We start from the raw sequence: 12,086 nt of genomic DNA, 5'->3' as shown, positions 1-12,086 counted from the left end.
AAAAGAATGAAGTAGCTAAAAAAGAAGTAGCCAAGCCAGTTGTACAAGGTGAAAAATTGCCAAACACGGCATCAAATAACGTGGTAATGATGGGATTAAGTGCAGCCCTTGTAGCACTAGGTACATTATTTGGTTTGAATCGTCGCAGTAAGTTTAAAGTGTAAATAAAATATTGTCCTATAAAGAATGGGATAATTTCATATATTAAAAATGGTAGGTTACTCCTACCATTTTTGGCATGGAGGGATGAAACATGAAGTTACTCAATTATATCGGTATCATATTGATGGCTATAGGGCTATTCATGGGATCCTATTACGCTGTGGAATGGTATAAAGGAAAGAGCTCTGCCGGGCAATTAACAGCAGAAGAAATAAAGAGCCTTAAAAATATACAAGATACTCAACTTTCTCATGAAACACCTGTAACCACTCAAGTGCCTTCTTCTCAAACAGAACATAAAGAAGGAGAAAAGGTAGCGATGTTAAACATACCGAAAATAAAGAAGAAGTTTTCTATATATTGGGGAGCGGATGATACGACTCTGAAAAAAGGAGTTGGTATGTTTGTTAGTGATTTAACGACAACTCCATCTGGAGGGGGACATACTGTACTGAGTGGACATCGAGATACTGTATTTACAGATTTAGGAGAGTTGAAAGAAAAGGATACCCTTGTTTTAGAGTATGATAATAAAACGTACACATATGAAATTCAAAAGACATGGATTACTCATGCGGATGATCGTAATGTTATTATAAAAAAAGAAGAACCGATATTAACACTGACAACTTGTTATCCATTTGATTATATAGGGGATGCACCAGATAGATATATTATCGAGGCGAAGTTAACTGGCAGTTATTCAAAATGAAATTATAGTTTCTGAAAGCAGGAGGGGGATATATAAGTTATGTCAAAAAACATTTTAATTGTTGAAGATGAAGATATATTACGTGAAATATTAAAAGATTATTTTTTAAGTGAACAATATGTAGTGTTTGAAGCGAGGGACGGGAAAGAGGCTTTAGTTGTATTTGAAGAAGAAGAAGAAGTTGATTTAGTTATTTTAGATATTATGTTGCCAGAACTCGATGGATGGTCTGTTTGCCGAAGAATTAGGAAGACGTCCGAGGTGCCTATTATTATGCTGACGGCGCGCGTAGATGAAGATGATACGTTACTTGGTTTTGAACTTGGGGCAGATGACTATGTGACGAAGCCGTATAGTCCACCCATTCTATTAGCAAGAGCGAAACGATTATTAGAAAGTAGAAAGGCATCGAAGAAACCTTTAGAGAATGAAGATGATACGTTATCGATTCATGGCATCCAAGTTCATTTTCCGTCACGTACTGTTACTGTTGATGAGGCAGATGTTAGTTTAACGCATACGGAGTTTGAAATATTAGTGTATTTCATGAAAAACCAAGGAATTGTACTAACAAGGGAACAATTAATTTCAAGAATTTGGGGATATGAATTTGCTGGTGATGATCGAACGGTTAATAGTCATATTCGTAATTTAAGAAATAAATTAGGAGAGAAGGCAAAGTACATTACAACTGTAGTACGAACAGGTTATAAATTTGAGGGAAATGTATGAAGAAAGGAATTGTACTAAAATTATTTACTCTTACAACAGCATTATGTATGTTGATTTTAGCGACGATATTTATTGGACAAACGATATTTTTTAAACAATATTATGCGAATCGAAAAGTGGAAGATATTAAAGTGAATTTAAATTCCTTTGAGAAGAATTATCTAAACTACACAGGAAATGCAGAAGGAATTCAGAAACTTGAGCAAGACTTTTTTAGGGAAAATAATACGTGGATTACGACACTAGATCAGAATGGGAATTTAAAACATGTGGATGATTTTTATTTTGAGGTAACGATAGATCGTAGGCAACAAAAGAGCTTTGGACAACAACTATTCAAGATACCCTTATACAATCTCGTCAATATAGAGGAGATTGATAATAAATCATTAGAGCAGTTTTTAGGACAAGAGATTTATTTTTCTGGAGTGAGAAAAGAAGATAGTTTTATTCCATTCTCTTTTTCTTTATCTAAGCAGAATTTAAGTGGATCTAATAAACCGTTAGAAAAAGCATTTCAGGAGAAAATAAAATTAGATGAGGAGAAAAAGAGAGCGGCTGGGGAGCAACTTGCTAAGGAAAAGAAACCAGCCGTACAGGAAGAAGCTGCTCAGGAATTAGGCGTTTACATAGGAGGACGTGTTACAAAAGTACAGTTACCAGATGTAAACGGTCCTGTGAATCCAATTTATAAAAATAGCATATTTTTAGATAATATTAAGGGTTTTCAAACCGATTTATTATTAAAAGAAAGCAATAAAATACGATATACAACACAAACAATAGATTATGAAAAGAATGATATAAAATATAAATTATTAGTTAAGCCAATAAAAGAAAAAGACGGATCAGTAGCATATATATATGCAATGGCTTCTTTACAGCCTGTAGATGAAGCTGTACAAATGGTGCAAGATTATTACATATACATCATTGCATTTGTAGTCGTTCTTATTTTTTTAGCTTCGTTTTATTATTCAAAGCAAATTGCCAAACCGTTATTAAAAATAAATGATACGACGAAGAAAATAGCGCATTTAGATTTTACAGAAAAAATACCGATTACTTCAAAAGATGAAATTGGTGATTTATCGAAAAATATTAATATACTTTCTAACAAATTAAATTCTCATATCGGACAGCTTGAACAAGATATTGAAAAGGAAAGAAAGTTAGAAAATACACGGAAAGAATTCATTTCTGGTGTTTCGCATGAATTGAAAACACCGCTGAGTATTATGAAAAGTTGTATTTCCATTTTAAAAGACGGGGTAGCTGAGCATAAAAAAGAGTATTATTTTCAGGCGATGGAGAGAGAAGTAGACAAAATGGATACTTTAATTTTGGATATGCTTGAGTTAGCTAAATTTGAATCTGGTACATATAAAATGAAAAAGTCTTCGTTTTATATTGATACAGTAATTGAAGATATATGTGAACATCTATCTGTGGAAATAGAGAAAAAAGAACTTCATGTTCATAAAAATATACGTTCATTTGAAGTGATTGCAAATCAAGGCCGAATTGAACAAGTCATTGTGAACTTCATTACGAATGCAATACGTTATACACCAAATAAAGAGGATATTATTATTTCGACAATAGATGATAAAGATCGTATAAAAGTGTGCATTGAAAATAAAGGTACTCACATTGAAGAAGAACAATTAGATAAAATTTGGGATCGCTTTTATCGCGTGGATGCAGCTCGGCAGCGTTCACAAGGTGGGACGGGACTTGGGCTTGCTATTTCTAAAAATATTTTAGAATTACACGATGCTGAATATGGAGTAAAGAATACAGGAGACGGTGTATTATTTTACTTTTACTTACCGAAAAAAGCGTAGATAATGCATGCTACGCTTTTTTTAATTTATTTTCATACTATCTTTACCTAATCTTTATTTTTAAACGATATAATCTGGTTAGAAAACGAGGTTATGTAAGGAGTCGATGAACCGTGCATAGCAATTGGCTAAGTATAATGGTATTTATTTTCTTTTGTGCATTTATTGTATTTTTAATTGATATTACGATATGAAAAAAGAGCGCTCATTAAGCGCCCTTTTTTTGTGTATTCATTTGATAAGCACTGATGCTTTTGAATAAACGTGGTGAAGTGATAAATAAAAATATAAGTAAAACGGTACATAGAATATAGGAACCAATCATTGTACTACCGTTAAATATTAAAGAATATAGAACTGCTGATTGTCCTTTTGGTGCATATTGTCCCCAGAAAATGATACCAGCGATAAAGTGACAGAAGTAACGAGCTAGACTACCGATAAAAGTAGCGACGATAATATATCCAATTACTTTCTTCCCTTGGTTTGGTTTTGATGAAGGTTTGTCTTTACGGCTACCTAAGTTTGATTGTTCTTCGTTATTTTCATTGGATGTTAAAAGCGCCTTTTGAATTGGACGATAGAATAAACCAGCAAACCCAATGAATGCGAAAGCAATGAAGTATTCAATTAATACTTGAATTGGTGTTACGATAATGGCATCGCCTACGACAATTTGTAATGATCCCCAAATTAAGCCTCCTAAGAAAGCCATTTTGAAACCCCAGCGATAAGCGATAATAAAAATAGGAATCATTGCAAAAGATATAGAACCGCCTGTAGCTGATATTTTTATTGAAAGTGGTAAAATGTCGATGACCATGGCGAAGGCTGCAAGAATAGCAGATTCAATCATCGCTTGTAAATTGGTGTTACGCATGTTGTCTCCCCCTAAATCCAAGTTGTACAAAAAAGAATAGATATCATAGGAGGATACGAAATACGTAAATGAAAAGAGGTATGTATTTCGGACGTTTGCACAATCCCTGCGTTAGCATTAACTAACAGGTTCGAAGGGTCGGAACGAAGTGTTCCCTCTCAGCGGCATGGCTCCCCCAGTGATAACGAGATTCTTTATTTGTTATTGTTTATTGTAAGCGAAATGGATGGGAATGGCAAACGAATCTGTTATGACAATTATTGAAATAGAATTGTAGCGAAATGTTAATAAATATGAAGCAAAAGGGTATAGTACAAGAGAAATAGAGTGTGCTATAATTCTTCTGAAAATAATTATCATTCTCTTCGGAGGGGGAAGGTTATGAGCTTAGTAGATATTAAAATCGGTGAGAAAGTGCTAGTGAAAAGTGTTCAGTCTTTAGATTATTTACTAAAGAGAAGATTGGCTGCTTTCGGTCTTTCTGAAGGAAGCGAACTTCGTATGAAGCAAAAGGCGATGTTCAAAGGTCCTTGTACATTGGAGTGTCGTGGACAGTTAATTAGTATTCGTCATTGTGACGCGAAAATGATAAAGGTGGAATTAGCGTGAATAAGGTTGCTTTGCTAGGGAATCCAAATACAGGAAAGACATCATTATTTAATGCACTTACTGGTTCTTATGAATACGTGGGAAACTGGAGCGGTGTAACAGTAGAAAAAAAGGTTGGTAAATTAAAAGATAGACAAGGAACATTAATTGATTTACCAGGTGTTTATGATTTAAATCCAGTTTCACGTGATGAAGGTGTTGTAACAAACTTTCTATTAACAGAAGAATTTCAGCATATGTTAAATATTGTGGATTCTTCGCAGTTTGAACGAAATATGCATTTAACGTTGCAGTTGCTCGAATTTGGCAAGCCAGTTTCAATTGGTCTAAATATGGTTGATGTGGCGAAGCAAAGAGGAATTGTGATCGATGTAAAACGTTTATCCGAATTATTAGGCGTAACAGTCGTTCCTGTCGTTGCAAGAAGTGGAAAAGGTTGTGAAGAACTACTTGCGACCCTTAAAGAAAATGACAAAAACGAGAAAAAACCATTCATTATTTCATATGGTGTACAAATGGATGAAGGAATTGAAGAGGTAATTTCTCTTTTAGAGAAAGCGAATTACGAGCATCCGAGATGGTTAGCACTTCAATTTTTAAGCAATAACGAAGTAGTAGAAAAAGAAATAAAAGCATTACCAATTTATAAGGAACTTGTAGCCATTCGATCTCGCCTAGAGGGAAAACTTGATTGTACGTTGGAAGAGCACATTTACAAAACTCGTGAAGCGTATATTGAAAAGTTAAAAACAAATGTTATGAAGCATGAGAAAGAAGGGAAAATTCCTTTTTCGGAAAAAATTGATAGACTAATTACGCATAAAATTTTAGGACTTCCAATCTTTTTAGCAGTTATGTTTTTTATTTTTCAGGTTACGTTTACGTGGATTGGGACACCTTTATCGGATATGTTAGATGAGTTTTTTGGTGGCCAGCTTACGGATTGGGTGAAGGTTGGACTTACAAGTATTGGAGCTTCTCATTTTATTCAAGCGCTCGTTACAGAAGGTATTATTGCCGGTGTTGGTGCTGTATTAGTATTCGTACCACAAATCTTTGCACTATTCTTTTTCATTTCATTATTAGAAGACTCAGGATATATGGCGCGAATTGCAGTTGTTATGGATCGAATTATGGAGTTCTTCGGTTTAAACGGAAAAGCGTTTATTCCGATGATTATCGGTTTTGGATGTAACGTTCCAGGTATTATGGCAGCGAGAACGATTGAACAAGAAAAAGAACGTTTACTTACAGTTCTTGTAACACCATTTATGTCTTGTTCGGCACGTTTGCCTGTATACGCATTATTTGCGGGCGTATTCTTCCCTCATAGTCAGGCAACTGTTGTATTTTCTTTATATGTTGCAGGTATTGTTCTTGCATTACTAGTTACAAAAATTATGTCTCTTACAATTTTAAAAGCGGAAAAGTCTATTTTCGTAATTGAACTACCTCCTTACCGCGTGCCACAAGCGAAAACGTTATGGCTAAGCACGTGGGAGAAAGGGAAAGGATTTGTTCGTAAAGCAGGTACATTCATCTTTGGTGGTTCTGTTGTCATTTGGTTATTAAACTATGCAGGTCCATCAGGATTTGGTGTTGATATGGGAGACAGTTACTTAGCGATGATTGGTGGGTTTATCGCACCGTTATTTGCACCGCTCGGCTTCGGAACGTGGCAAGCTGCAGCATCCCTTTTAACAGGATTTTTAGCAAAAGAAGTTGTCGTTTCTACAATGGCAATTATTTATGCAGTTAAAGAAGATGTGCTTGGAAACGTAATGGGAGCACATTATACAGCATTATCAGCTTATGCATTTATGTTCTTTATTTTATTATATGTTCCATGTTTAGCGACGGTGGCTGTTATTAAACGTGAAACAGGATCAGCGAAATGGACGATTTTCTCAGTCGTTTATCCACTCGTTGTTGCTTATGTATTAACGCTTATTATATACCAAGTTGGATCTTTACTAGGATTCTAAAAGGAGATGTATAATGATGGTCAATATTATAATTGGAGCTATCATTTTTGGTTATGCAGCATACACGTTAGTTAATTTTGTAAAGAGAAGTAAAAAAGGAAAATGCGCAGCATGTTCTTTAAATAAGTCATGTCAGTCGAAAACTTGTAATCCGGATATGGAACAAATTGCTCATAATAAATAGAAAAAAGCTTTGCGAATTGCAAAGCTTTTTTGTTTTACTTTTTAATTTTTACAAGTTGAGAAGCTTCGACGCCTTTGTAACCAGGGAACTCTTTACTTGGGTCTTTATCAAATTTTAATACACCTACAGATTTTTCATCACCTTTTACACTGTTGTAAGTTGCGTCATCGACAATCGCATACATATCTGTATATGCACGGCCACTTCCGATAATTGTGTTGCCTTCATATTTTAATTTTGCCCCATCAAGTGTAGCATTTTCTACTTTTTCTTTTGCAAATAATAAACCTTGTTCTGTTGTTACAGCTGGTAATTTATCAAGTGGTTTCGTGTTGTCTTTTTCATCAACTTTGCTAAGTAACTCTTTTTTCACTAGTTCTTCACCAGTTTTCTTATCCATTACAAGAACTTTTTTACCATCTAATGTTGTCATTTTCATTTTATAGAAGTCTTTTTCTTTCACTTCTTTTTTGTTTTTATCTGTAATTTGCTGAACTTGTTCTTCTGAGCCGTACAGTACAAAACCGTTCGCTTTCTCTCCTAATAAAGAACAACCTGATAATGCACCAAATGAAATTGCTGCTGCTAATCCGATTCCTACTAATTTTTTCATGATGATTTCTCCTTTTATATGTTTTATAGTAAATACAATTTTTGTATTATTGCTTACATGTGAAGAAGCTTGTTTGTTGCTTCTGGTATTAGTGTATAAGAAATATCAGAATGCAACTATCGAGTTAGCTTACAGTAACATTACACTTATGTAATTTAGTGAAATCGCACAAAAGTAAGTTAATTTCAAAGAGGGATAATGAGAATATATTATAAATACAATATTGTATATAGAATGTCATATTATAATGGATGTATTTTGGAAATAACATGTAAGGACATATTAGTTTTGTTATAATAAACAAATAGGCTGTAAAATGAATATTCTTTACTGTAAAGGGAGATTTTTCAGTTTTCCAAGTAGTGAATTTGAAATATGAGGTTTATCATAGGAGGAATTTAGATGTCTGTATTTAAACGATTAAGAGATTTAACAATGTCAAATGTGTATTCATTAATTGAAAAAGCGGAAGATCCAGTTAAGATGACTGATCAATATTTACGCGATATGCAAGCCGATGTACAAGAAGCTGAGAAAAGTGTAGCAGCTCAAATTGCACTTGAGAAGAAATTCAAAATATTATTTGAAGAGCAAGAAGCACTTGTGAAAAAACGTGAAGAGCAAGCTCATATGGCTGTTCAAGCTAATAACTTAGATCTTGCGCGCCGTGCATTAGAAGAAAAACAAAATGCAGAGCAAAAAATGAATGAATATAAAGCAAGCTACGAGCAAAATAAAGCTGCTGCTGATAACCTGCGCCTTAAGCTAGAAGAAATGCGCAAGCAATTAACAGAGCTGAAAAATAAACGTGAAACACTTGTAGCACGTGTAAATGCAGCGAAAGCACAGAAAAATATTAATCAGGCAATGTCTGGATTTGATTCAAATTCAGCAAAAGCTGGTTTAAGCCGTATGGAAGAGAAAGCTCTTCAATTAGAGGCTGAAGCGGAAGCAAGCGGTGAAGTTTATAAGAAAGAAAAGTCATTAGATGATGAATTCGCAAGCTTAAACAAAAATTCTGCTGTTGACGATGAATTGGCTCGTATTATGAAGCAGTATGAGAAATAATATAGAATAAAGACAAATGAACCGACATGTCTAAACAAATTCATGTCGGTTTTCTATTATATTTTTGAGGAGGTTTTGCAATGACATGGATGAATGTAGTTGCCATGCTTGTATGGACTGGAGCGAGTGCAGTACTTTTATTTGCAATTATGTGGGTTGATTCAATTTTTACAAAATACAATGATTTAAAAGAAATCAAAAATGGAAATACAGCTGTAACAACTCGTTTTATTATGAAATTATTTGCACAAGGGTACATTTTATCTCAATCAATCACGAAAGCAAATGACTTATGGCAGGCGCTTCTTGCTTCAGCAGTTTCTTTCGTTATTTTATTAGTTGTAGAAATGTTTATCGAATTTGTGTTAAAGAAAATGTCTGGCTTAGATTTAGAAGAAGGTACGAAAGAAGGTAGCGTTGCACATGCGATGTTAGCTGGATCATTACATATTGTTGGTGCACTAATTTTAGGTGCTTGTTTATAAAGAGAAAAGGAGGGGTAGATCATGAGTTTATTTAAACGAATTAAAAATATAATGAAAAGCCCAGAGCCACCGAAGCCGGAAAAGAGTCTTTTAACGTTAGCTCCTGGCGATATGATTGAAGTTTCATTAGTTATGTACGAATTGACTGGGAAAACGAGTATGCATTCTCGTAAAGAAATTGTTTTAACACTGCAAGATGGAAAAGATATTCGTTATTTAAAAATTGAAGATCGTGAAAATACGTATTACAAATTATATACTCCAATTGATGGTCGCTTAGATTCAATTGATGAAATTCCGACGACAATTGAAATGGATGATACTGAGTACCATATGGAAGAACAATATAACGGACGTGTTGTTGTGATGGGGAAAACACCATTCTCAGCTTCAGAGGAACAGTACGTATGGGAATTCCAATCAGATAATCGAAAATTATTGCGTATTGAATGGCAAAATGGTCGCACAATGATGTATGAGGGAGAAGCAATCATTCCTGCTGATGTACAAATTATAAGAGCAACGTAAGGGGGCGTAATCATGTCAAACCGATTGTTTACCATGATTAAATCGTTTGTGATCCCTATACTTGCTATCGTTATATTACTTGTTGTTGCTGGTTATGCCTTATCAGGTTGTCAAGGCGGGCAGACAAAGTCGATTCAAGACCGTTATCCACTTGAGTCTGTCGCCAAGGAAGGTAAACAAGAATCTTACGTGTATAGGGCCGCCAATCGGTCAGTTCCTGAAGTAGCGAAGGAACTCATTAACGAAAGAGAACCGAAGCAAGCATCTAAAGAAGACGAAAATCAAATGTTCCTCGTTTATTCTGACAAGATTTATAACTTGCAAAAGGATAAAGAGAAACCATCGGATACGTTAATTGAAATAAGTAATAAAGAATTTGTCCGTCAAAATTATCAACCGTCCTTCTTGCAAGGATATATTATGGGTAGCATATTAAACGATATATTTGGTTCACGAAAATCATCATACGGTGATTATCGAGGATATAACGACAGACAAAATCATAAACCAGTCATTCCAGAGAGACCACCTACGAAAGAAGAAAAGAAAACCCCACCTCCAATTACGAAGGAAGGGAAAGGGTCTATTATTAAGCGAGGCGATAATGTAGATTCGAAACCATCAGTAGGTGATAAGGGAAGTATTACTGAAAAAGGAAGTAATACGACGCCCCCACCCTCTACTGGAAGCAAGGGTAAAATTACAAAAACACCAGGCGGTTCAAGCGGATCAGATGTGAAGCCGAAATCATCTATTAAAACTCCGCCAAGGAATACATCTCCCCCGAAAACGAGGGTCGGTGGTTCAGGAAAGATTACGAAGAGAAGATAGTGTAGAGACCGAAAAGTGTAAATTACTTTTTGGTCTTTTTTTGTTATGGGAATTAATTCCTTATAACTGGTACAATTGAAGTATAAGGAGGGGATAGTATGACTACGTATAAAAGATTTAGTGTAATTATGTTCCTTGTATTATTCCTCAGCTTGTTTATTAGCACGACAATGAAATTTCATTTTGTAGTAGGTATTCTATGGATACTGTGTACATGCACTTTATTTTTGTATATCCCGCTGCGTTTTCAACATGAAGTGACGGCTTTTCAAAAGTATGTAGCGTGGATTAAACGTGGGAGTCGGTGGGGCGAGTAAAAATATATCTACGTACTGAAAAAAACTGACAACTATAGCAATTTAATAATAAGAAGAGGGTGTGCCAAATTGTTGGCCCACCCTCTTTTTCATAATGATTAATGAATATCACGTTTCTTGAAATTACCGCCTTTTACTTCTGCTACGTCATAAACTGTAATAAAGGCGTGTGGATCGATTTCATTAATAAGTTCTTTCATTTTACTTTCTTCTAAACGGTTAATTACACAAGAAATTTCTTTGAATTTCTCTCTTGAATAACCACCGTATACTTCGTTATATGTTGCACTTCGGCCTAAACGATCGCGAATTGTTTCTACCATTAATTCAGGCTCTTTTGTGATAATTTTAAATGCTTTTGAACCACTTAAACCAACTTCAACGATATGAATCACTTTCGAAGCGATAAAGTAAGCAATTGCCGAAAGGATAGCTCCTTGAAGGCCGAATACCGTTGATACGAAAATAAATACGAACATGTTTAAGAATAAAATAAGGTCACTCGTTCCAAATGGTAACTTACGAGAAAGCAATACAGCTAGCATATCGATTCCATCTAATGCCCCACCGTTACGTAATGCTAGTCCCATACCAAAACCGATAATAATACCACCAACAACTGTAACTAATAATGTATCGCCTTCGATAATAGCTGGTATTCCGTGCATGACAACGGTACCTATTGCTAATGAAGCGATTCCAATAATAGAATAAATTGCAAAGCTTTTACCGATTTGCTTATATCCTAACCAAACGAAAGGAATGTTAATAACTGCGATTAGAGCTCCTAATGGCAATCCAAATAATCTTGAACTAACGATACTTAAACCAGTCACACCACCGTCTGATACGTTATTTGGAATTAATACTGCTTCTAATCCGTACGCTGTGATAAATGCCCCAATAATAATCATCAAAGCTTTCGAAGCAATTTTTAGCTTATTGGGCTTGTTTTTGATAATTTTCTCCATATAATTTCCTCGTTTCAAACTAGTTTCTTGTTTGTTACATAATTCACACCTAAATTTTATTTTAACATTTAATTTGAAAAAATTCTCCTTTAATGGATGTATGCAGGGAATATTATGACCATATTATTATTTTAAATACAACTGTAGAAGATTAGAGAGTGG

General features: G+C 34.7%; 15 protein-coding genes and 1 riboswitch. Of the genes, 12 read left to right on the top strand and 3 right to left on the bottom strand.

All coding sequences use genetic code 11. The features are described from left to right. The 4 genes from MR160_RS23255 to MR160_RS23240 all read left to right on the top strand — a co-directional run. On the top strand, positions 1–164 hold a 164-nt coding region (locus tag MR160_RS23255), incomplete at its 5' end, for an LPXTG cell wall anchor domain-containing protein (protein ID WP_242298114.1). A gap of 89 nt (positions 165–253) precedes the next feature. Next, on the top strand, positions 254–874 hold the full coding sequence (locus MR160_RS23250; protein ID WP_000771573.1) for a class D sortase: 621 nt from the start codon (positions 254–256) through the stop codon (positions 872–874). Between the two features lie 39 nt (positions 875–913). Continuing rightward, entirely contained in the window at positions 914–1,606 is a 693-nt protein-coding gene (locus MR160_RS23245) for a response regulator transcription factor (protein ID WP_000041845.1), read from the top strand. After that, positions 1,603–3,453, top strand: a complete 1,851-nt coding sequence (locus tag MR160_RS23240) for a sensor histidine kinase (protein WP_000715419.1) — start codon at positions 1,603–1,605, stop codon at positions 3,451–3,453. The genes MR160_RS23245 and MR160_RS23240 overlap by 4 nt, the downstream gene beginning before the upstream one ends. Positions 3,454–3,661: 208 nt before the next feature. On the opposite strand, the gene MR160_RS23235 is transcribed toward MR160_RS23240, so the two are convergent. Then, positions 3,662–4,333 carry an energy-coupled thiamine transporter ThiT gene (locus tag MR160_RS23235; protein ID WP_242298112.1) on the bottom strand — a complete coding sequence of 224 codons (672 nt, stop codon included), beginning with the start codon at positions 4,331–4,333 and terminating at the stop codon, positions 3,662–3,664. An 85-nt stretch (positions 4,334–4,418) separates the two neighbouring features. Then, a riboswitch (TPP riboswitch) is annotated at positions 4,419–4,520 on the bottom strand. 194 nt (positions 4,521–4,714) lie between these two features. Here MR160_RS23235 and MR160_RS23230 point away from each other — a divergent pair. Genes MR160_RS23230 through MR160_RS23220 form a run of 3 tightly spaced genes read left to right on the top strand, consistent with a single transcriptional unit; the run spans position 4,715 to position 7,111 of the window. Further along, positions 4,715–4,942, top strand: a complete 228-nt coding sequence (locus MR160_RS23230; protein ID WP_000060521.1) for a FeoA family protein — start codon at positions 4,715–4,717, stop codon at positions 4,940–4,942. Further along, a complete protein-coding gene (feoB, locus tag MR160_RS23225) occupies positions 4,939–6,927 on the top strand; it encodes a ferrous iron transport protein B (RefSeq protein WP_242298110.1) in 1,989 nt (662 codons plus the stop codon). The genes MR160_RS23230 and feoB overlap by 4 nt, the downstream gene beginning before the upstream one ends. Positions 6,928–6,940: 13 nt before the next feature. Continuing rightward, the gene (locus MR160_RS23220; protein ID WP_000989591.1) at positions 6,941–7,111 is read left to right on the top strand and encodes a FeoB-associated Cys-rich membrane protein; all 171 of its coding nucleotides are present in this window, start codon (positions 6,941–6,943) and stop codon (positions 7,109–7,111) included. A 34-nt stretch (positions 7,112–7,145) separates the two neighbouring features. Here MR160_RS23220 and MR160_RS23215 read toward each other — a convergent pair whose 3' ends face one another. After that, positions 7,146–7,724 carry a lipoprotein BA_5634 family protein gene (locus MR160_RS23215; protein ID WP_000737467.1) on the bottom strand — a complete coding sequence of 193 codons (579 nt, stop codon included), beginning with the start codon at positions 7,722–7,724 and terminating at the stop codon, positions 7,146–7,148. A 402-nt stretch (positions 7,725–8,126) separates the two neighbouring features. On the opposite strand from MR160_RS23215, the gene MR160_RS23210 reads away from it, so the two are divergent. The 5 genes from MR160_RS23210 to MR160_RS23190 all read left to right on the top strand — a co-directional run bounded on the left by MR160_RS23210 (position 8,127) and on the right by MR160_RS23190 (position 10,953). Continuing rightward, the gene (locus tag MR160_RS23210) at positions 8,127–8,792 is read left to right on the top strand and encodes a PspA/IM30 family protein (protein ID WP_000110281.1); all 666 of its coding nucleotides are present in this window, start codon (positions 8,127–8,129) and stop codon (positions 8,790–8,792) included. Between the two features lie 80 nt (positions 8,793–8,872). Further along, complete coding sequence (locus tag MR160_RS23205) at positions 8,873–9,277, top strand: DUF350 domain-containing protein (RefSeq protein WP_000220087.1); 405 nt, start codon at positions 8,873–8,875, stop codon at positions 9,275–9,277. Positions 9,278–9,298: 21 nt separating this feature from the next. After that, positions 9,299–9,805 (top strand): DUF4178 domain-containing protein, encoded by a 507-nt coding sequence (locus tag MR160_RS23200; RefSeq protein ID WP_000051750.1) that lies wholly within the window; start codon positions 9,299–9,301, stop codon positions 9,803–9,805. A gap of 12 nt (positions 9,806–9,817) precedes the next feature. Then, positions 9,818–10,636 (top strand): DUF4247 domain-containing protein, encoded by an 819-nt coding sequence (locus MR160_RS23195; protein ID WP_000071190.1) that lies wholly within the window; start codon positions 9,818–9,820, stop codon positions 10,634–10,636. A 98-nt stretch (positions 10,637–10,734) separates the two neighbouring features. Further along, positions 10,735–10,953, top strand: a complete 219-nt coding sequence (locus tag MR160_RS23190; protein ID WP_000214757.1) for a hypothetical protein — start codon at positions 10,735–10,737, stop codon at positions 10,951–10,953. 98 nt (positions 10,954–11,051) lie between these two features. Here the strand turns inward: MR160_RS23190 and MR160_RS23185 are convergent, their stop codons facing one another. After that, positions 11,052–11,924 carry a YitT family protein gene (locus MR160_RS23185; RefSeq protein WP_000411240.1) on the bottom strand — a complete coding sequence of 291 codons (873 nt, stop codon included), beginning with the start codon at positions 11,922–11,924 and terminating at the stop codon, positions 11,052–11,054. Between the last annotated feature and the right edge of the window lie 162 nt (positions 11,925–12,086).

The sequence above is a fragment of the Bacillus cereus group sp. BfR-BA-01382 genome (assembly GCF_022663475.1).
Lineage (GTDB): Bacteria > Bacillota > Bacilli > Bacillales > Bacillaceae_G > Bacillus_A > Bacillus_A thuringiensis_S.
Note: the sequence above shows the minus strand (reverse complement) of the source record. Positions and strands in the feature narration are given on the sequence as shown.